Below are 20,781 nucleotides of genomic sequence, written 5' to 3' on the forward strand. Positions count from 1 at the left end.
CGGGAAATCTTCTCGGCGGTCGTGAGGTCAATCATGGCGCCGGCGGACCCGGCGGCTCCGAATGCGAAGCGGGCGAATTCAAGCCGGGCCGAGGCTTGTTCGGTGACGTTGCGGATGACGTTCAGAGCGTAGCTTTTGGCTTGCACGTCATCGTCTTCGTCGAGGATCTCCAGGCCGTTGAAAATCGCGCCGACGGGATTGATGATGTCATGACAGATCCGGCTCGAGATCAGCGCTGCGAGTTCGAGATCGGTCGGCGGCACAGGTGCACGTTGGCTCATTGTCGACCCTTTTTGCTGCAAGCCCGGCGTCGAAGGGTGGTAACCACTCAAGCGCGACAGCGCGACGCGAGCCAATCCGGCCGCTTGCGAAAATGTTGTATGCTCTGATACATGCGCCGCATCGCGGTTGCCAAGCCCTGTGACCGGCGGGTTCCCCCGGACCCGATTTTCGTTGAAGGCCTGAGTCTTACGCGCCACGGTCCGCGTGTCGCGGAATTCCATATCGGCGCGCAGGCTGTGCGCTGCAAATCGAATTTGATTGGTGTTTCATTGCAGGCGATTCCGGAGATCGATTTCACCAACCCTGACGCGTTGATCGCGGCATTGCTGCCTGCGGTCCGTGAAGCAGGGCGGGTGGAGATGGCGCACTTCAAGAAAGGCGTCGAGATCGAGCGAAAGGCGGATCGATCGCCTGTGACGGTCGCGGATCGGGAGGCCGAGGCGGTGCTGCTGGCTGCGCTGTCTCAGATCGCGCCGGGTATTCAGCTCGTCGCCGAAGAGGACATCGCGGCAGGGGCGACGCCCGGGTACGCCCGGCGCTTCTTTCTCATCGATGCGCTCGACGGCACCCGTCTTTTTATTCGCGGCAAACCCGAGTTTTCGATCAACGTCGCATTCGTCGAGGATGGCCGCGCGGCGTTCGGGCTGATTTTTCTACCGCCGTCCGAGCGCTTGTTCGTCACGCGATCGGACGGTGCTGCCTACGAGGCGCGGCTGCCGCTTTCCGGCGACGATGCCCTGTCCTCACTCAATTTTAAAAAGATCGTGACGCGCGCACCGGATTGTAACGCTCTCGTCGCATTCAATAGCCGCTCCACGGGCGGCGCCAGCGCGCACCTTCTCGCGGAGCTCAACGTCCACGAAGCGCGTCCGCTCGGGTCGGCGATGAAATTCTGCCTGATCGCAGCGGGCGAAGGCGATCTCTATGCGCGCTTCGGCGAGACGTGCGAATGGGATACGGCGGCGGGGCAGGCGATCCTCGAAGCGGCGGGAGGCTCGGTTACGACGCTTGACGGCAAGCCGTTGACGTATGGGCATTTCGCAAGAGGTTTCCGCAATCCCCACTTCGTGGCGTGGGGACGTCAGCCGCTGTGGCGCAGCGGCGACGAGGCCGGCACAAATGTGCGTGGCGCATAAGCAACGCGAATCGGCCATACTTTAGCAACAGAATCCCGCGAATCTGCTTACGGATTTCGCTGAGGGGTCAGTCGCGCGCGAAATCTGTATCAGGCGCGTTCGACAAACGTGGGGTCCTAACGATGAGCCGCGTCTTCAAGACGATCTCGGGAAAAATCAGAGAGCCGGGTCGCACGGCGTCGGTGCTTGCAAGTCTGCCGCTTATTTTTTGCGTGGCTCTGACGGCATCCAGTGCGGGCGCCGAGGACGATGCCTATCGTCCGCCGTCGGAGAGTTATTCGGGGCAGGGCGGGTCCGATTCCTATCGCCAGGCGCCGCCACCATCGGGCGGGACTTACCGGCCACCGGCGGGCGCGGCGGAGGACGGCTATCAACAGCCGCCGCCGAGCCGGGATTATGGCGGTTCCTCTCAGCAAGCTCCGGGCGGCGGATACGGCGCCTACAATGGCGAGCGCAATTCCGGCGATTCACAGGGCTACGGCGAGCCCTATCGTCCGCCGCAGGAGAGTGGGAGCCGCGAAGAGTATTACAATTCGGCTCCGCCTTCGGATCGCGGACCCGTTCGCGGCACGTATTCGGAAGATGAAATCGTGCGGGCGGGCAATCACTTCTTCGGCAAGATCAGCGGCGGGCTGGCGTCCGCGATCGAATGGACGTTCCAGAAGGCCGGCAGGCCGAACGGCTATATTCTTGGTCAGGACGCCGGTGGGGCGTTCGTCGCCGGCTTGGCCTATGGCGAGGGAACGCTCTACACCAAGGATGCGGGCGACTTCAGGGTCTACTGGCAGGGCCCGTCGGTCGGATACGATTTCGGCGCCGATGGTTCCAAGGTCATGACGCTCGTGTACAATCTTCGCGATCCGTCGGATATTTTCGACCGTTTCGGCGGCGTCGAGGGCGCGGCTTATCTGATCGGTGGTGTCAGTGTGCAACTGCAGAAGTCGGGACATGTCACACTGGCGCCGATTCGAGCTGGTGTCGGGCTGCGGCTCGGTGCCAACGTCGGCTATTTGAAGTATACTCGTAGTCCAACGTGGAACCCGTTCTGATGGTTGAAGCCACAAGCACGTGTTCGATGTTGCGGAAATCCGCGAAAGCGGGTTTCTCTCGATCGATGGGAATTCCGCGCGCGGCGGGGGCCGCGTAGCCGATCAGTTCAGGACGTGTTGCTTGATCACGCTTTACGCCGCGATGCTCGTGACGCTGGGCTTCCTCATCGCGGCCTTGATCGTCGTTGTCCTTTTGCCGGCCTATCGCCGCCGCATCGAACGATTCACGACCGAAGCGCTGAAGCGCACGCTGCCGCTCACCGAGGAGGAAATCCGCGCCGACAAGGATCGGATGCGGGCGGACTTCGCGATGGAAGTGCACCGGCTCGAAACCAAGGTCGAGGAGGCGAGCTTCTCGACCGCGCGGCAAAGCGTCGAAATCAACCGGCGGGATGCCAAGATCCAAGATCTGACGCAGACAATCGCCGATCACAAGATGAGCGTCGATGAGCACGAGAATGCGCGTCGGGTTCTCGAACAGGCGATCCTCGATCGGTTGCCGAAGGTCGAGCAGCGTCTGACGGAAACGCGCAAGCTGCTCGCGACGCGCGACCGCGAGATCCGCGAGCTTCTGGCGACCAGCGCCAAGCAAGCGACGGCTCTTGAAGAAGCGGCGCAGATCAATACACAGCGCGAAAAAGAGCTTGCCAAGCTGCGCACGACGCTCGATACGCGCGCCTCGCGTTTCCGGAGTAGCCGCTCAGACGACCGCGTCGACGGCAGCGTGGCGCTCAAGTCGGAACTCGAATCCTTGCGTGCGCAAAATCGCGAGCAAGCGGCTGCGATCGCACGGTTACAGGGACCGGATGGCAAAGCCAAAGCGGCGGCCGGCGAACGCGATCGCAATGCGGAGCTCAAGCGGCTGACGCTGGCGCTCGCGAAGGCTGAATCGGCGCTTGCGGCGGCGACCACCAACGTCGGCAACGACGACGTGCAGCGCATGGCGCTCGAAGACCGCCTCGCGGACCTGCAGGCGGCGAGCGATGCGAAATCGACGGAACTCGCGAAGCTCAAAGCAGCCGTCAAGGCGTTCGAGGAAAGCTCTGCCGATACGCCCGGTATCGCTCAGAAGGCGGATCTCAGCGCGCTTCAAGTCGAGGTCGACGACCAGCGGCAGACGATCGCCGCGCTTCGCGCGGAGATCGCGGCCAGCCAGGAACGTCTCTCGCGGCAGGCGCAGCACTTTCACGACGAGTTGCGGCGCCTCGGAACCCGGCCGTCCGCAGATGGCGAAACCGATGCCGCGAATGCCGCGCCGCGCAAGCCTCTGGCTGAACGGATCGCGGCTCCGCGTCCCGTGCGATCCGCCGATCATGAGGCCGTCACGCCGGTCGGTGGCAATGGCAACGGCAATGGAGGCGACCCGGCGCGCGAGCCTCGCGCGCAGCCTTATTTGCGGGCCCTCAACGGCAATGACAACGATGCGTCGGGTGAGAGCAAGGGCGGCTCGCCGGATAGTGATCGGCCGCCGCCGCTGCCGGCTGGCGAGCCGGTGAAGGAAGCGCTCGGAGCCACGCCGCCGCCCGTCCGGCGTCCGCGTTTGCTGGAACGTATCAGCGGGCTCGACAAGCGCTAAATCGCCTGTGCCCAGACTTTGGTGCAGGTCTGCGCAGCATGTTTGCACCTTTGACAGCGCGGCCCTGTATTCTAAGTTATTGGCAGGTCTAAGTATCTGGCGAGCCCGCAGCAGGACAATTGTGTGCGATGACGGAACATTCGACTGGCGAGTCTCAGTCCGGCTCCCGTGATGCGCATGATCATGGTCATGATGACCATGGCGCAGACGCTCACGATCACGCTCACGGCGGTGGCCACAATCACAGCCACGTGCCCAAGGACTTCGGGTTTGCGTTCGCGCTGGGTGCCGCGCTCAACGTTGCGTTTATCATCATCGAGGCGGGCGCAGGCTTCTACGCGAATTCCATGGCTTTGCTCGCCGACGCCGGACACAATCTGAGCGACGTTCTCGGGCTGCTGATCGCGTGGGGCGCGACGCTGCTCATGAAGCGCCGCCCGACGCATCAGTACACTTACGGCTTCGGCTCTTCGACCATTCTCGCGGCGCTGGCGAACGCTGTTTTGTTGCTCGTTGCCGTCGGCGCAATCACTTGGGAGGCTGTCCAACGTCTTGCCAACTCCGCGCCGCCGGTCGGAGATGTAACGGTAATCGTCGTCGCCGCGATCGGTATTCTGATCAACGGTTTCACCGCATGGCTGTTTGTTTCCGGCAGCAAGCATGACGTCAACATCCGCGGCGCCTATCTGCACATGGCCGCCGATGCGGCGGTGTCGTTCGGCGTCGTGCTGGCGGGCTTCGCGATGATGGTGACAGGCTGGAACTGGCTCGATCCGATCGTCAGCCTCGTGATTGCCGGGGTCATCGTCTGGGGAACGTGGGGCCTCCTAAGGGATACGATGCGCCTTGCGCTCCACGGCGTGCCGGCCCGTATCAGCACGGACCGTGTCAGGAGCAGGCTTGCGTCCTTGCCGGGTGTCGTGAGCATTCACGATCTTCATATCTGGCCGATGAGCACGACCGAAACGGCATTGACGTGCCATCTGGTCATGCCGGGCGGGCATCCGGGAGATGCCTTTATTTTCGAAACTTCCAAGATGTTGCAGGATGAATTCGAAATCCGTCACGCGACGCTGCAATTCGAGGTCGGTTCCGGAATCCCGTGCGGCTCGGAATGTACGGTTTGAAACTGAACGGCGATAACAGCCGGGAACTTAAGGCCGCCATCCTGCATATTTCACCCGACACTCGCAATGTGTTGGACAAATCCCACTGAAACGGCCAGAATACTCAATATGTTTATATTCCGTTAGGGCTATTTGGATTGCGACTCCAACCCTGATTTCCCAACGTTCTAGAATGCCAATCGCGCAGATGAAATACCCGCCAACGGTGTACGGCGGGGCCCCCGTAGACCGGAGTGCGTGCGTTGAGTTTGGTCATTGAAAATAGCGGCTCCGTGGAGTCCGTGCCCGTTTTCGTAGTCGACAATCTTGTTGCGGACACTCGTCTTCGTACGATCCAACGCAATGAGATGCTTTTCGAAGCGGGCGATTTGAAATCGCATGTTTACAGAATTGAGACGGGCGCGATCTGTATTTACGTGACGCATCCGAACAAGACGCGCGAGATTATCGAATTCGCGCTTGCTGGCGATCTCGTCGGCATGGGTTTTCTCGAACGTCATGCGATGGCCGCGCGCGCCGTGGTCGATAGCAAAGTCAGCTGCCTCGATCTCGATGACATCGATCGGCTGACCGCGGAGGATGCGCGTGCCAAGGCCAGGTTCGATGACGCAGTCGAGCGTGAGTTCAAGCTTCGGCGGGATTATATCGCGAACACGGGAAGCCCGCGTCAGCTCGTGCAGCTCGCCGCGTTCCTGATCGCCGTCGCGCATCAGAACGAAAGCGAAGGCCGCGACCCGGATTTGATTGACGATACGTTGGAATGCGCCGTCGTCGCCGGTTATCTGGGCGTCAGCGTCGAACGTCTGGCGCAAATGCTCATCGAGCTTGAGGAGCTTGGCCTCGTCGAAGCAGCGCCCGATCACGGATTGCGCATCGCAGACATGGAACGTCTCGAGGCCCTGTCGGACGAGATTTCCGATCCGCTGCTGCAATCAGACCTGCCCGACGCGCAACGAATGTTGCCCGGCTGCTGAGCGCCGTTGATCTCTCCGCGCTATTTCCGCGATCGATACGTCTTCGATCCTGTCGTGGCGCGGATATTAATCCGTACACATCATAACTTGATCTGTTCGCGACGTTTTGGCGCGACGTTCTTATTTGGTCAGGATCAACTTGTTCGCGGCGGTGATGCGGAGCCGATACTCGGCGCCGTTATGCCGGATCGAAATTTCCTTCGATCCTTTGAACAACTCCAGGCTGGTCCACTCCGGCACGAGAGACACATGACCTTCGCCCAAAGGGTGACTGTGGTTCGATACGGCTCTCGAAGGTCTTTTAGCGCGTCCTTGTCTTCGACTGTTTGCCGGCGCTGATGTCACGCGTTTACCCCTGCCGCCGCACGCTTGCATTCCTGTTTCAATGTTGACATATATAGTACAGTTTAACTATGCAATAATCAGGTCGTTGGCGGCCGGGCTGCGCGCGTTCTGATGGGGTGAGTGAATACGGGCAAGAAAAACGAGCGCGCGTACAATTTCCGGCCACGCCTAGGCGTTTGCCCGGAGGCGCGGACGCCGATAGAATTCTAGAAGTCAGCAAAATCTGAAAACTCCGGAAAACCGCGACGCTCGCGGCTCATTCGGGAAAATGCAAGTGAGGAAATGCAATGTTTATCGCGATGAACCGGTTCAAGGTGATCAAGGGACAAGAGAGCGAATTCGAAGCGGCCTGGAAGGGGCGCGATTCACATCTCAACCGGATGAAGGGTTTCATCGAATTTCATCTTCTTCGCGGTCCCGAGCACGAGGATCACACGCTCTATTCTTCGCATACGACATGGTCGAGCTTTGCCGATTTCGACGCGTGGACCAAATCCGAGGAGTTCCGCGCATCGCACAAGGGCGCGGGCGATCGCAAGCCGATGTTCCTCGGTCATCCGCAGTTTGAAGGCTTCCATGTCATCCAGTCGCTGAGCCTCGATAACAAAGCCGCGGCGGAATAAGAGAAGGTCTTTCTGATCATGAACCTCGCCGTGCGAGACAGCTTGTCAACCGATCCGAATACGGAAGCGGCGGTGCGCAATGCGCTTCGCGACAATCCGGATGGTGTTCTCGAATCTGTTGCAGCCGCTCATTCCGTTCCCTATCGGTCCGTTCTCGATTGTCTTGCGGCTGAAAATGCGACCGTTGCTTCCAAAGACAAATTCGACCGTATCTGGGAGGACCTGACCAGCTGGGGAGATGTGGTCTTTATCGTGCACACCGAAGACGGCGTGTTCGAAACGGCCTGCACCATCCCAGCCGGCACGCACGCGCGAGGTTACTTCAATATTCACGGCGACAGCCCGCTCGGCGGCCATCTGAAAATTGAGCGCTGCGCGGCTATCTACTTTGTCGACCGGCCGTTTTTTAAGCGTCGTTCCTGCTCTATTCAATTCCTTAACGGCGAAGGCCAGGCGATGTTCAAGATTTTCGTCGGCCGCGACGAAGCCAGGAATTTGAAGCCGGAGCAGGTCGCCCGCTTCGAAAAATTGCGGGCCGAGACGGCGGCTCACAAGGAAGTTTAGGCGCCAATGAAAATTGCGATACTGCCTGCTCTCGTCACTATTCTCGGCCTTTCCCTGGCGTCGCTGTCAGCCAACGGCGAACAAGGACAGACGAGCGATGTCGCGCCTAAAGCGGCGGCTGCGGAGCCCGCCCGCATCATCGCGGCGGGCGGCGTCGTGACCGAGATTGTCTACGCGCTTGGCCGATCGGATGTCCTGGTCGGCGTTGATACGACGAGCACGTATCCCGACACGGCTCTCAAGGAGAAGCCCAACGTCGGATACGTGCGGGCGCTGTCGTCCGAGGGTCTGCTATCCTTAAAGCCGACGACCCTCGTCGCAGTCGAATCGGCGGGGCCGCGTGACGTTTTGAAGACCGTTGAAGAAGCGGGCATCAAGATCGTCACGGTTCCTGAGGTTGCGACGCCAGCCGGCATTTCAACGAAAGTCAGAGAAATTTCCGAGTTGCTCGGCGAAACAGAGAAGGGCACCGCGCTCGCAGCTGACATCGAGAAGCGATTTGTGGCCATCGATACGCTTCGTGCCCAGATAAAAAAGCCGCGCCGCGCTCTATTCATTCTCTCGTTCATGAATGGGCGGGCGATGGTCGGTGGACGCAACACCTCGGCCGATGGCATCTTGAAGCTTGCAGGACTGGAGAACGTCGCATCCGTTCTCGATGGCTGGAAGCCAATCAGCGACGAAGCTCTTTTCGAAGCCGCGCCCGATGTCATCGTTGCTATGGCGCGCGGTCAGCAAGAGACGACGGTCGAGAGCATTCTGGCCGTTCCAGCATTCGCTGCGACGCCGGCCGCGAAATCGAAATCGATTTTGATTTTCGACGGCGGATATCTGCTGAGCTTCGGACCTCGAACGCCAATGGCAGCGCGCGATCTCATTCTCGCTGCATATCCGGAACTCGCGAAACCGGATAAGCGCTCCGATCTTCAGTGATGCAACACATCCCACAAGTTGCGTATCGCAAGACCGTCGCGATGGTGGCGCTGTGCGTCTTGTTGGCCATCGTGGCGATTGCCGCCATCAGTTTCGGCTCGATTTCGATTGCGCCGGGACGCGTCTTTGAAGTTCTCTTCGGACTTGATCCAAGGGATCAGACGGATTTCGCGCGCGACGCGCTGGTGATAACGCAGATTCGATTTCCGCGCATGTTGCTTGGCGCGGCCGTCGGCGCAGCTCTCGCGGCATCCGGCGCGGTGATGCAAGGTCTTTTTCGCAATCCACTCGCGGACCCGGGATTGATCGGGGTTTCCTCCGGCGCGGGTTTCGCGGCGGCGCTGGCGATCGTGCTCGGCGGCCAGCTGCTGCCCGCATCCGTCAATAAGCTTCCGTTCGAGATCTTGCCGATTGCTGCGTTCGTCGGCGCTTTAACGGCGACGTTCATGCTGTACGTGGTCGCGAGCCGAGGCGGGCGAACCTCGATGGCGATCATGCTTCTCGCGGGAATTGCATTCGCCGCGCTGGCGGGCGCGGGCACCGGTTGGCTTTCGTATATCAGCGACGATCGCCAGCTTCGGGATTTGACGTTCTGGTCGATGGGCAGCCTTGGCGGAGCGACGTGGAGCAAGGTTTGGGTTGTCGTGCCGATGGTCCTGCCGACGCTGATCGCGATACCGCTTCTCGCACACGGCCTCAATGCCATGGCTCTCGGTGAAGCCGAGGCTTATCATCTCGGCGTCAACGTGAACCGCCTCAAGATTGGGGCCATTCTTCTGGTCTCTGTGGCGGTCGGAGCGGCTGTCGCGTGCTCGGGGCTGATCGGCTTCGTTGGCATCATCGTGCCGCATGTTCTTCGGCTTTCAGTCGGTGCGAATTATCGCTTCCTTCTGCCGGCGTCGGCGTTGCTTGGAGCGGCGCTGCTGGTTGGCGCGGATATTTGCGCCAGGACGATCGTTTCACCGAGTGAACTGCCGATCGGCATCATCATGGCGACGATCGGTGCGCCGTTCTTCATCTGGCTGCTGCTGCGCCGGAGTCCGGAGTTCGCCATATGACCGAGATGATTGCCGTTCATGACCTGACGTATCAGATAGGTCCGAAAAAGCTTCTGGAGCAGATCAGCTTCTCCGCCAAATCCGGAGAGGTCTTGGCGATCGTCGGGCCGAACGGCGCGGGCAAATCAACGTTGCTTCGCATGCTGTCGGGGGAAGCGCGCCCGAGCGAGGGAACTATATTGATCGGCGGCGAGAAGCTCGAGGCCGTTCCGCAACGGCAGCTCGCGGCGAGGCGGGCCGTGATGCTACAGAATTCACGCGTCGCATTTCCCTTCACGGGATTCGAGGTCGTGCGCCTCGGAGCGGAAGGGGTGGGCATCGGCCTGTCGCGCAGAGACCGCGATCAACTTGCGCTTGCGGCGCTGGCCAGTGCTGACGCGGCGGAATTCGCCGAGCGGAGTTTTCTGACGTTGTCTGGAGGCGAGCAGCAACGGGTCAGTTTTGCGCGTGCGCTGGCGCAGTTGGCTGCGGGGCAGACGCTTGAGCCCGATCAGATCCTCATGCTCGACGAGCCGATTGCAAGTCTCGATATCCGTCATCAGCTGGCACTCTTGGAGCATGCACGTGCGCTGGCGCAGTCGGGGCGCGTGCTGGTGATCGTCGTTCTTCACGATCTTGCGCTCGCACATTCGTTTGCCGACAGAACTCTCGTTCTGCAAGACGGCAAGCTCGCCACGATCGCAACGACGGATGCGCCGCTTTCGCGCGATCTGATCGAAAAAATATTCGAGGTCTCGATCGTGGCGGAGCACTGCCACGGCACGCCGTGGCGGCCACTTGGCGGTGCGCAAAGATCGGCGGCGATCGGTAATCACGCGCGTGTAAGCGCGTCGGCGTGATTTGATTTCAGCTTCCCGCACAAGCTTGTGAGCCGCCCGCTTGCGCACGGGCGGTTCATTCTCGTTCGTGTTCGACGTCAGGAGCGCTTTACGATCAGACGCGGCGTCCCTTGCAGAATATCCATCCGAACATTCTGTCACCGGCGCGGACTATTCCGTCACCGACATCCCTAGCGGTGCGCCGCGTGCAATCTAACGCCGAGGCGGTCTTCGTTTCCAAGCGTTTGAAATGCAGACAGTGGGCCTCGGAAGCGGACGGAAGCGCGACAAGGGTGGTAAAGGCTGCGGCCGCTGCAAACGATATGCGCTTTGACATTCGAGAAACTCCTCAAATTGTTCTGAATATTTCATGTTTGCAATTCCAATTTCGCATTTAATATTGATTATTCCCGCATGTCGCTGCCGTAAATATGAATTGGTTATTTTCGGATTTAATTCGCGAATCAAGCTGGGGTTGGTGCCGACCTTATGTTGTGGCTCTTGCCATCGGGGCTGTTGATCACGGTTGCCTCCGCGAAATGTGGGTTCCGTGCCTGGAGCTGAAGCCGCTGCGGCGCACAGGCCGATGCGGAGCGAAGACAGTTCATAAGCAGCGTGCTGACTGACATAGATCGGACAAATTGCTTCATCTCATTTTTCCAATTGCGATTTCGATATAGTCATGTGAAAACATCGTAGAAATCGTATCGGCGCCGGGGGGTGCCAAGTTGGTGACTGGGGGAAGTCGTGTCGAGTGTACGTGATGGCCGCTGCACTAGCGGTCGCGAGTCTTCCTGCGCAAAAGACGCAGAGGGAAGGCAGAGCAAGTTTCTCTGGTTGGTGACTGTGCGTCCGTCAGAGAGCTGTTGTCGGATTGCGGGTCATCTCGGGAAAATCCCGGTTTCTGATCCTTGAAGATCACGATCGCCGCGGATTTCAAATAGATCTCCGTTTGCGCGCAAGTTCCTAACTCACAACGATAAATTTGGTAATCGGCCCGCCGTGGCCGAGTTCGCTACCTGTGCGAATTGGGGAAAGTACAGACGATGAAGACGAAACTTGCACTGAGCGGCGCGCTCCTGCTGATGCCGATTTCGGCACTCGCGCAAGAGGTGAACTCGGCTGACGAAAAGACGCTTCCGCCGGTCACGGTGCTATCCGAGCAAAAAGCCCAGCCGGTCAAGAAAAAGTCGGCGAAGAAAAAGAGCGCGACCAAGAAGGCCACCGCGACCGCTGCGACCAGTCAGCCTCCGAGTGACGTTGATTTATCGCTTGGCGATGCAAATGGACCACATCTCGACAGCCAAGGCGTCGTATCGCCCTCATCCATTACGGCGCAGACCGTCGGCGGCGTGATTGTGAGCGATCCGACGCTTGGCCGCGTCAGCAGCGTCAGCCGTGAAGGCATAAATATTCTCGGCGGCGGCGCTCAGACGAGCTTTTATCAGGCTGCGAACATCATCCCGTCCGTTAACGTCGAAAGTCCAGACCCGTTTGGTCTGAGCGCGACGCGAAATATCAATATTGCCGGCAAAGGCGACTTTCACCTTTCGCGCACCATCAACGGTCTGCCGATCATGGGAATCGTCGGTGGAAACGATTTGTATGATCTCGAGAACGTTTTGCGGCTCGATGTTTATAGAGGGCCAATTCCCGCCAACAGAAGCCTTGGCATTTCCAACGCCTCGGGCGTTATCGACCAGGTCTTGCTTGGCCCGCAGAGCACGCCGTCGGTGTTCGCGACGCAGAGCTTCGGTTCATGGAACTTCAACAAGACGTTTGCACGCGTCGATACCGGCTTGCTCAGCACGGGGACAGAACTCTTCATCTCGGGTTCTACCGCGAGTGCCGACAAGTGGTCGGGCCCGGGCGATGAATCGCGCGATAACTTCGCTGTCGGCCTGAGCCAGCGCGTGACCAAAGACCTCAAGGTCGACATCAACGCGGTCTACAGCAAGTTCGACGGAAATCCCTACAAGGCGCTGACCTATGCGCAGTCGCAGAACCTCGGTCAATATTATGGATTGGACTATGATAAGACATTCAATCCTGCGAATCGTGCAAACTATTACAAATTCAATCGCGTAAGCTCCGAGGATTATGCCGTTTTCGCGAATGTCGACTACCGCCTGGCGGAGGGGCAGCACATCGTTTTCAAACCGTACTACTGGAACAACGATGGCGAGCAGTGGTCCGGAGTCGGGAGTGGTGCCAACGGCCAGGTCCAGATCTGGCGACAGCAGAACGATAATCTCGGTGGCGTGCTGGAATACGACGGACACTTCGAAACGGGAACGGATGTCGTCGCCGGTTACTGGTGGCAGTCGTTGGCACCGCCGCCGCCGCCGACCGATCAGCGCCGGTTCGCGATCTCGAACACGGGCGCGCTCACCTTCGCGAATTGGAATACGATCGCGAAAATCGATAACTTCGTGGTCAACAGCCCGTACGTGCAATTGACGCAGACGCTGGGAACCGTTTCCGTGACGGGAGGCGTTCGCTACATGAGCCTCGGCGCGCCGGATATGCGTTATTACCGGACTGCGGGCGTACCTGATGGAACGCTGGATCAGGCGTTGTCTTATCCTGGGCTTTCGGAATACAGCGATGCCTTCGTAACCGCCCGCGACTATAATGAGTTTCTGCCGAACTTCGGCATCACGAATGACATGGGCGGGGGCTGGAGCGCCAATTTTGCATACGGGCGCAACTTCGGGCGACCCGATTGGGGTCCGCAGGCAAGCAACTACATCACCAATCGAACCGCATTCCAGAACGCGCATATCGATCTTCAAGACTTGGTCGACAACGTGCGCCCGGAGATCGCGGATCAATTCTCGGCTCAGCTTCGCTACAACGATCACGGGCTGACCATCGTCCCGGGCGTGTTTTACGCGCTGCATAACCACAAGCAGGTCAAGATCAACGATCCTGCCGTGGGCAATCTGGCGTATTACGTCGGAACGGGATCGACGACCGAGTATGGCGCGGAACTGCAGGCCTCCTACAACTTCGGCGATCAGCTCTTTGCGTTTGCGTCGGCGACGGTCTCGTCGGAAAAGTTCGACGGCGACACTCAGACACTGACCGGTTCGACGCCGATCAAGACAAAAGGCAATCAAATTCCGAATACGCCGCGCGCGATGTTCAAGGCCGGCGTCACCTATTCCTGGTACGACTTCGCGTTCACACCGGTTGTTCGCGTCATCGGCGAGCGGTATGGCGATGCGCAGAATAAGAACAAGGTTTCGGGATATACGGTTGCCGACTTCACCGTCGCCTACAACATCAGGCAGAAGTTGGGCCTGGAGGAAGCAACGCTGAAGTTCGGTGTCGTGAACCTGTTCGACAACGAATATATTTCCCAGATCTCGCCGAGCGACACCGATCTCAGCTCGGACGCGCAATACTATGTCGGTGCACCTCGGACCTTTATCGGGACCGTCGCGGTCAAGTTCTGAGGATCCACAATGGGGACGCTTGCCGGCGTCCCCATTTTTTACGTCAACGACCGACGGCAAAACGCCGTCACTATCTGGATCAGACTCATGCGCGCTCGAGGGACAGCCATCCGCACGTTGTGGGCTCTTCGGCTTACTCTCGTTCTCGTAGTCATGGCCGTCGCTGCTCCGGCTTTCGCCGGGCGGCTCGTCACGGACATGGCCGGTCGCGCCGTCGAGGTCCCCGATAAGATTGCGCGGGTTGGTACGATCGGGCCGGTGCCCGTGCTCAACAGCTTCGTCTTCGCAATCGGGGAAGCGGGATCGATCGCGAATAACCTGCCACCCAATCTCGGCGGTCCGCGCTGGCGTTTCCAGTATGTCGTCTCGCCAAACCTTGCGAGCCTGCCCGTCATTCAAACCGGCCAAGGCCCGAATATCGAGGGCGTGATCGAGGCGGCGCCGGACGTTGTCCTGACGATGGATCGCGCGACGGTCGATCTCGTCGCCCGTACGCATGTTCCGGCGCTCTATTTATCATGGCAGAAGCCCGACGACGTAAAAGCCGTGATGCGCCTGCTCGGGGAGCTTTTCGGCAAGCCCGATGCGGCTGACGCTTACAGCACGTATTTTGATCAAACGATGCAGAAAGTCGGCAGCCGTGTGGACATCTTGCGGGACGACCAGCGCCCGCGCGTTCTATATGCCAATTACAGAAGTCTCACGCAGCCGCATAAAATCGCCGAATGGTGGATTGCCAAGGCTGGCGGCCGTAGCGTCACCGATGATGGACGGATCGGGGAGGCGTTCAACTTTTCCATTGAGCAGATCCTTGCGTGGAATCCGGAAGTGATCATCGTCACGTCGGAGAATGAGATCGCAAATGCCTACGGTGATGCGCGGCTCGCCAACGTGTCGGCCATCAAGAATAAACGCGTCTACGCCATTCCCATGGGTGTCCACGTCTGGGGAAACCGCACAGTGGAACAGCCGCTCACGGTGATGTGGGCGGCGAAACTTTTTCACCCCGATCTTTTTGCCGATGTCGTGATCGAAGACGAGGTTCGGAATTTCTATTCCAAATTCTTCAAGGTTGATCTCAGCAGCGACGATACGGCCACGATTCTGGCGGGCCGCGCCGGCGCATCCAAATGATGCGATCCAGGCTGCACATCGGCTTCGCCGACACAACAATGTGAGGGGCCGATGCGCCAAGACATGAGATCCGCGACACCGGCGTTCCGCATCGGCCTTTCCGGCTGCGCGGGAGGACTGGAGGCGAGGTCATCGTCCCGCTTGCTCGACTTGGCGGAAAAGGCCGAGGCGTTGGGCTTTGAAGGGCTATGGCTCAATGAGGAGCACTTTCAGGGAAGCGTCGTCGAAGTTGAAGGACGGCGCTGTCATTCGCCGCTCATCCTTGCGTCGGCAATGGCGGCACGGACGCGGCGCTTGCGTATCGGCTTCTCGGTGCTGTTGCTATCGCTTCATCATCCAGTGCGGCTTGCCGAGGAAATCGCGACGCTTGACGTCATTTCGGATGGACGTGTCGATTTCGGAATCTCGCGCGGCGCCAACCCGCGATATCTCGAAGTTTACGGCGTCGATCCCAAAACCGCCGACGAGAGCTTTCAGTCCAGGCTGGCGTTTTTATTCGAGGCCTGGAAGGACGGCAAAATGCCGTTCGGTGAAAATTCTCATTCCATCGAGCCGAAACCCGTTCAAAAGCCGCATCCACCCGTTTTCATCGGAACGTATACGGAGGAGACCGCCGCTTGGGCGGCGCGCGAGGGGCACGCGATCATCTGTCATGGTATCACGAACATGGCGAACCAGCGGCGCATGATGCGAGCGTTCACGGACGCGGGCGGCGATGTTACCCGCGTGCCGTTCGGGCGCTTCGTCTATGTCAGCGAGACGGATGCGAGCGCGATCGAGGAGCTTTGGCCGACGGTGGTCAAGCTTGCCGGCCGGCTCAAGGGCTTCGGCCTGTTCAATCGCAAGGGGATCGTTACGGAAGAGGATCTCGATCCCGAGGTGTTCTATCGCGAGATGGTCATCGCCGGGAGCCCGGAGACCTGCGCGCGACGATTCCTTGAACTTCATGCCGAGCTCGGCATCACTTACCTCAATGCCTTGAGCGCGTTCTTCGGATTTTTGCCGTTCGATCTTCTGGATCGCTCGCTGACGCTTCTCGGCCGCGAGGTCCGGCCGCGCGTCGAGCAGGCGCTTGCTGCGCGGCTCTCGGCATGAAGGCCGATAGTGCGCGTCTGCCTATATTTTTTCTCGGATTGGTGTTGCTTGCCGCAATGGGGCTATCTCTTGCACTCGGGCGTTATCCGCTCGGGTTGAGCGATATCGGCGAATTCATTCAGGCGAGCTTGGGGCTGCGCGAACTTGCACCGGAGCGCTACGCGCTGCTGCATAACATCATCGTCGAGATCCGCTTGCCGCGTGTTCTGGCCGCTGCGCTGATCGGGGCCGCGCTTGCGATTTCCGGCACGGCGTTCCAGGCGATATTCCGCAATCCCCTTGTGTCGCCCGGGATCCTCGGCGTACTCGGCGGAGCGGGATTTGGCGCCGCGATCGGCTTATTGATTTCCGGCCACTGGATCGTCGTTCAGTTGCTGGCGTTCGCGATGGCTCTGCTGGCGGTCGCGCTTGGAATTCTGATTGCCAACCTGTTCGGTCCGGGAACGATGGTGACGCTCATTCTGGGCGGTATCATTAGCGGTGCGCTTTTCACGGCGCTGCTGTCGATCATCAAGTATACTGCGGACCCGTACAACCAATTACCTGCGATCGTTTATTGGCTGATGGGAAGTTTGCAGGCGATTGAGATGAAGCAAATTTCTGTCGTGACCGTACCGATTTTGGCCGGTATCGTTGGATTGACGCTATGCGGCCGGGTGCTCGACGCGTTGTCGATGGGTGATGATGAAGCGCGTGCGCTTGGTGTTCCCGTCAAAGTTGTTCGCTACGGCGTGATCGTCGCCGCAACGCTGATCTCGGCGCTCTCGGTCTCTATCGCGGGCATCATCGGTTGGGTCGGATTGATGGTTCCGAATTTCGCGCGGCTGCTCTTTGGGCCTTCGAATGCGCGGTTGCTGCCGCTTTCGGCGCTTCTTGGTGCGCTGTTTCTTCTTTGCGCCGACTGTCTCGCCCGCGGCGTAACTCAGGCTGAAATTCCTATCGGTATCGTGACGGAGCTGCTCGGCATCCCGGCATTCATCCTGGTGCTCGGTCGAGCGCGCAGGGCGTGGCTGTAACGTCTCAGGACTTTTAAGGTGATGGACGTGCAGCGCGAAAGGCAAACGGACGTTTCTTCCGCCGGACGCGTCGAGGCCCGCGATCTTCATTTTCGCTTCGATCAGCGTGAGATCCTGAAAGGCGTCAGCCTCGTCCTGGAGCCGGGCGAAGTCGTGTCGCTGCTCGGAGCGAATGGCGCCGGAAAAACCACGCTGCTGCGGCTGTTGCTGGGATTGGTGTCGCCGACACAGGGACAGGTCTTCGTCGACGGATCGCCTCTCGCATCCTTGTCGAGCCGGCAGATAGCAACGCGCGTCGCCTATGTGCCGCAAGTTCACATGACGCCGTTTCCTTTTACGGTTCGTGATGTCGTGACGATGGGCCGCTTGCCGCGAAATGGACTGCTGAGCAGCCCGTCGCGAACGGACCGCGACATGGTGGAGCGTGTTCTTGAGAAGCTCGATATTTCTCGTCTCGCCGATCGAATCTATAGTGAGATATCAGGCGGAGAACGTCAGCTCGCGCTCATCGCGCGGGCGCTTGCGCAAGAAGCGCCGACGCTTATCCTGGATGAGCCTTTTGCAAATCTCGATTTCGGCTATCAAACGATCGTCGCGCGGCATCTGAAAGATTTGGCCAAAGAGGGGCATACGATCCTGATGACGGGCCACGATCCGCAGTTCGCGTTTCACGCGTCGAGCCGCATCGCGCTGCTCGTCGACGGTCGCGTCGAGAAAGCCGGACCTCCAGCACAGGTCTTGGACAGCGGCGCCATGCGAAAGCTTTACGGCATCGACGTCGAATGTGTTTCCTTCGCTGAAGGCCGCGTTGCTTTTTTTCCGAAATGACAGGTTAGCATTCGGTCTCTTGCAGCTTCACTTGCTGCTTGCGACCTGTTCGATAGGCAATCCGGCTTGCTTCCATGCTTTGAAGCCGCCTTCGATATGCGCCACGGGGCTGAGGCCCATGTCTTGCAGCGTGGCCGTGGCCAAGCTCGATCGTCCGGAGGACGCGCAATAGAGGACGAATTCGTTGCCTGAACTGAATACGTCGTTATGGGCCTGGCTCGCCGGATCGACCAAGAACTCCAGCATCCCGCGCGGGGCATGAAACGCCGACGGAATTGCGCCGTCGTTTTCGCGTTCATGTGCTTCGCGGATGTCGATGAAGGTGACGTTGGGGTCGTTCAACTTCGCTTTTGCCTCGTCGAGGGTGAGCGTCCGGATGCGATCGCGTGCTTCCGCGATCAGCTGCTTGCAGTCTTTGGTAATTCCCATGTTTCCTCTCGTTCATTCCATACTTTATCGTGGGCGTGAACGCCTCTGTCGAGGCGACGAACGCGTGCTTGCGACACCATAACGGCCCGGACCACCGAGTTGAGTATGATTTCGCATTCTAATCGCGGGAAGCGCTCACGGCGATTGCCGAGATTTGCGCGCGTCGATATTTCGCAAAGTCATTTGATGAACGTCATGCGCAAGCTTGGCAGGTGCTACGGTTTTGATGCGGCGCACGATGATACCGGCGGCTTCAGGCTATTTTGGGAGCCATTATTTTAACCGAAATTGCACCTGTCGTTCGTAGAGTTGCCATTGTTTTCTCGCAAGCCCAGGTTCCGCGTACCCGTGAAGGTGCTACGATGCTTTGGGGGAAGGGGCGGCGCTTCGCCGTCCAAGACAGCTTCGCTGATGGCGATCATCATGCGCTGCGAGCCGGAGTGCTTGCCGCGATCGTGCTTTCGTGTCTGCTTTTCTCTTCGGGTGTAGACGCCAAGACGCCGGGCGCGAAATACTGTTTCAGCGGCTGGTGCCATCGAGTCGGCACCCTCAGGCAAACGGAAAGCCTCGTCGGGTGGCGCGGCTACCTGCAAGCTTCCTTCTATGACGACTGCAGCCGCGACCGCCTCAATCCGTGCGGGCTGACGAGTTCGGGAGCTGTTTTCCGTCCCGATCTTCCGGATAACGCCGCAAGCCCGCTGTTTCCTGACGGAACCGTCATCCTCGCCTACAATCCGAGAACGGGGCGCGCTTCCGTGCTGCGTATCACCAATGCCGGGCCTTATAGCGGACAGCGCAAGCTCGATGTCTCGCGCGCCGCAGCGGAGAGCCTTGGATTCCAAAAGGAGGGCGTCGCGCATCTCGTTGTCAGCGTCTTGAAGGCTCCGACGGCGAAAGAGGCGACCTACGCGCGACGGCGCATTTATCCAAGCGTGCCGGGGTATCTCGGCAGCTTCGGCAGTTTCGACGAGGCCTATGGGGCGGGATTGAAGAAGCTCGATCTCGATGAACCGCAAGCTTCCGATACAGAGATCCTTGCGTCGGATACGACGTCCGCCAGTGAAGAGCAATCGGAGGAGGAACTGGTTTTGAAGCCTCGGCTGGCGGTGTCGCCGTATCTGGCGCGTGAGCTGGTCATGTTGAAATTATTGCCGCGACCGGTCCGTCGCGCGCGAGTTGCGGACGCTGAAGCTGAATCGCAAACGGACGTCATGGCCGCGGCGCCGTCGAGCACCTTCGACTTCGGGTTCGGATTGCGGAAGTTTATCGGCACGTCGCAGGTTGCGGCGAGCGGCAGTAAATAGCGGCTTGCCGTCGCGCGGGCGTCAGGGCCTGCAGCGGATCAGTTTGAGCCTACCACTCCACTTACTGCGATGATTTGGCGTGAACCGACGTGTTGGGTTCGAGCGCCATTCTCTTGTCCTCGACAAGGGCTGCGGCCTGCTTCCGGGGGCGCACGGCAAGCGTCGGAAGCCTGACCAGGACAGGTTCGGCAAGCGCCTGCTCGCCGATCTCCAAAGCTGGCGGCAATGCTTGGGGCTGGATCTGGGCGAGTTGTTTTTTTACCGGCGCCTTCACGATCTTGGTCGGAGCGGCGACCTTTACCGGAGCTGGCTGGTCCTTTTGCCGTTCCTCCAACGTCGCGGTTCCGGTTTCGCCGTCTTCGCGCTGCCAGAGTATGCGCTGCCCGTCGCGTTGAATCGTCAGGCAATGCTGCTCGCCGCTGAACCAGCGGAACCACTTGTAGCAAATGCGATCTTCAGCGAGCCAATAACGGCCTCGGTCTTTTTGCGAACCGAGATACGACGCCAATTGGCCTGCGTCTCCCGACATCAGGCCGTCGCCGTCAAACTTGATGGGGACCACCATTCCGAGCGGCGTGTCGAGCTTGAGAACCGATCCGGGGAGCGTCGCCCTGATTGCGTCGGCGTTTAAAGGGACCGGCTCTGCGGCAACGGCGTTGGCCTTGAGAATGCAACATGCGATGGCAATAGAACGCAAAGTGTTACGCACGATGAAGTCCCCGAAGCCCCGATCTACTTCCGGGATAACTATGGCGCCATCAAGATCGCTCGTTGTTCTCCGATTCAACACTTCTGCCAATCCAGTTTTCTGGTCTCGACGGTGTGCAAAGGCGCCCGATCAGCTGCGTGATCCTGACTGGGATATTCAACTCGGCAAACCTAAAACTCGATGAAATGCAAACTAAGACGCAAAGGCTTTTTTTCTCTTAAAGGCGTGTTCGCTTTGGCCCAACGCTCAAGCGCCCGTTTGAGCGTATGGAATCTTTGGCGTGAAGCCGCCGCAACGAATTTTGTCTTCTATCCAGGCTC

At 59.4% G+C, this 20,781-nt stretch carries 19 protein-coding genes and 1 pseudogene; 16 read left to right on the forward strand and 4 right to left on the reverse strand.

Annotated elements, in window-relative coordinates; all coding sequences use genetic code 11:
* Nucleotides 1-281: pseudogene (locus WC026_RS15080) on the reverse strand (hypothetical protein); the annotation flags it as partial.
* 111 nt (nt 282-392) lie between these two features.
* Here WC026_RS15080 and WC026_RS15085 point away from each other — a divergent pair.
* The 5 genes from WC026_RS15085 to WC026_RS15105 all read left to right on the forward strand — a co-directional run bounded on the left by WC026_RS15085 (nt 393) and on the right by WC026_RS15105 (nt 6,144).
* Nucleotides 393-1,418, forward strand: coding sequence for a 3'(2'),5'-bisphosphate nucleotidase CysQ (locus WC026_RS15085; protein ID WP_372711832.1), 1,026 nt, complete (start codon nt 393-395; stop codon nt 1,416-1,418).
* A gap of 122 nt (nt 1,419-1,540) precedes the next feature.
* Nucleotides 1,541-2,467 carry an EipA family protein gene (locus WC026_RS15090; RefSeq protein ID WP_372711833.1) on the forward strand — a complete coding sequence of 309 codons (927 nt, stop codon included), beginning with the start codon at nt 1,541-1,543 and terminating at the stop codon, nt 2,465-2,467.
* A gap of 19 nt (nt 2,468-2,486) precedes the next feature.
* The gene (locus tag WC026_RS15095) at nt 2,487-4,043 is read left to right on the forward strand and encodes a hypothetical protein (protein WP_372711834.1); all 1,557 of its coding nucleotides are present in this window, start codon (nt 2,487-2,489) and stop codon (nt 4,041-4,043) included.
* A gap of 128 nt (nt 4,044-4,171) precedes the next feature.
* Complete coding sequence (locus WC026_RS15100; protein ID WP_372711835.1) at nt 4,172-5,170, forward strand: cation diffusion facilitator family transporter; 999 nt, start codon at nt 4,172-4,174, stop codon at nt 5,168-5,170.
* Between the two features lie 281 nt (nt 5,171-5,451).
* A complete protein-coding gene (locus tag WC026_RS15105; protein WP_372711836.1) occupies nt 5,452-6,144 on the forward strand; it encodes a Crp/Fnr family transcriptional regulator in 693 nt (230 codons plus the stop codon).
* 120 nt (nt 6,145-6,264) lie between these two features.
* Here the strand turns inward: WC026_RS15105 and hemP are convergent, their stop codons facing one another.
* Entirely contained in the window at nt 6,265-6,393 is a 129-nt protein-coding gene (hemP, locus tag WC026_RS15110) for a hemin uptake protein HemP (protein WP_372711837.1), read from the reverse strand.
* Between the two features lie 383 nt (nt 6,394-6,776).
* Between hemP and WC026_RS15115 the strand changes: the two genes are divergently transcribed.
* The 10 genes from WC026_RS15115 (at nt 6,777) to WC026_RS15160 (ending at nt 18,019) form a co-directional block, all read left to right on the forward strand.
* On the forward strand, nt 6,777-7,112 hold the full coding sequence (locus WC026_RS15115) for an antibiotic biosynthesis monooxygenase (protein WP_372711838.1): 336 nt from the start codon (nt 6,777-6,779) through the stop codon (nt 7,110-7,112).
* 18 nt (nt 7,113-7,130) lie between these two features.
* The gene (hutX, locus tag WC026_RS15120; protein WP_372711839.1) at nt 7,131-7,676 is read left to right on the forward strand and encodes a heme utilization cystosolic carrier protein HutX; all 546 of its coding nucleotides are present in this window, start codon (nt 7,131-7,133) and stop codon (nt 7,674-7,676) included.
* 6 nt (nt 7,677-7,682) lie between these two features.
* Nucleotides 7,683-8,609, forward strand: coding sequence for a hemin ABC transporter substrate-binding protein (locus WC026_RS15125; protein WP_372711840.1), 927 nt, complete (start codon nt 7,683-7,685; stop codon nt 8,607-8,609).
* Entirely contained in the window at nt 8,609-9,667 is a 1,059-nt protein-coding gene (locus tag WC026_RS15130) for a FecCD family ABC transporter permease (RefSeq protein WP_372711841.1), read from the forward strand. The genes WC026_RS15125 and WC026_RS15130 overlap by 1 nt, the downstream gene beginning before the upstream one ends.
* Nucleotides 9,664-10,506 carry a heme ABC transporter ATP-binding protein gene (locus tag WC026_RS15135; RefSeq protein ID WP_372711842.1) on the forward strand — a complete coding sequence of 281 codons (843 nt, stop codon included), beginning with the start codon at nt 9,664-9,666 and terminating at the stop codon, nt 10,504-10,506. Before WC026_RS15130 ends, WC026_RS15135 begins: the two co-directional genes overlap by 4 nt.
* Nucleotides 10,507-11,531: 1,025 nt before the next feature.
* Nucleotides 11,532-13,946: a TonB-dependent receptor gene (locus WC026_RS15140; protein ID WP_372711843.1), complete on the forward strand. Its 2,415-nt coding sequence runs from the start codon at nt 11,532-11,534 to the stop codon at nt 13,944-13,946.
* Between the two features lie 87 nt (nt 13,947-14,033).
* Nucleotides 14,034-15,080 carry an ABC transporter substrate-binding protein gene (locus WC026_RS15145; RefSeq protein ID WP_372711844.1) on the forward strand — a complete coding sequence of 349 codons (1,047 nt, stop codon included), beginning with the start codon at nt 14,034-14,036 and terminating at the stop codon, nt 15,078-15,080.
* 51 nt (nt 15,081-15,131) lie between these two features.
* Nucleotides 15,132-16,175: an LLM class flavin-dependent oxidoreductase gene (locus WC026_RS15150; RefSeq protein WP_372711845.1), complete on the forward strand. Its 1,044-nt coding sequence runs from the start codon at nt 15,132-15,134 to the stop codon at nt 16,173-16,175.
* Nucleotides 16,172-17,191 carry a FecCD family ABC transporter permease gene (locus tag WC026_RS15155; protein WP_372711846.1) on the forward strand — a complete coding sequence of 340 codons (1,020 nt, stop codon included), beginning with the start codon at nt 16,172-16,174 and terminating at the stop codon, nt 17,189-17,191. Before WC026_RS15150 ends, WC026_RS15155 begins: the two co-directional genes overlap by 4 nt.
* Nucleotides 17,192-17,218: 27 nt before the next feature.
* Nucleotides 17,219-18,019, forward strand: a complete 801-nt coding sequence (locus tag WC026_RS15160) for an ABC transporter ATP-binding protein (RefSeq protein WP_372711847.1) — start codon at nt 17,219-17,221, stop codon at nt 18,017-18,019.
* Nucleotides 18,020-18,046: 27 nt separating this feature from the next.
* On the opposite strand, the gene WC026_RS15165 is transcribed toward WC026_RS15160, so the two are convergent.
* Nucleotides 18,047-18,448 carry a rhodanese-like domain-containing protein gene (locus WC026_RS15165; RefSeq protein ID WP_372711848.1) on the reverse strand — a complete coding sequence of 134 codons (402 nt, stop codon included), beginning with the start codon at nt 18,446-18,448 and terminating at the stop codon, nt 18,047-18,049.
* A 362-nt stretch (nt 18,449-18,810) separates the two neighbouring features.
* Between WC026_RS15165 and WC026_RS15170 the strand changes: the two genes are divergently transcribed.
* Nucleotides 18,811-19,752: an RlpA-like double-psi beta-barrel domain-containing protein gene (locus tag WC026_RS15170; protein WP_372711849.1), complete on the forward strand. Its 942-nt coding sequence runs from the start codon at nt 18,811-18,813 to the stop codon at nt 19,750-19,752.
* A 61-nt stretch (nt 19,753-19,813) separates the two neighbouring features.
* Here the strand turns inward: WC026_RS15170 and WC026_RS15175 are convergent, their stop codons facing one another.
* A complete protein-coding gene (locus tag WC026_RS15175; RefSeq protein ID WP_372711850.1) occupies nt 19,814-20,461 on the reverse strand; it encodes a hypothetical protein in 648 nt (215 codons plus the stop codon).
* Between the last annotated feature and the right edge of the window lie 320 nt (nt 20,462-20,781).

It is taken from the genome of Hyphomicrobium sp. (assembly GCF_041674905.1).
GTDB lineage: Bacteria > Pseudomonadota > Alphaproteobacteria > Rhizobiales > Hyphomicrobiaceae > Hyphomicrobium_B.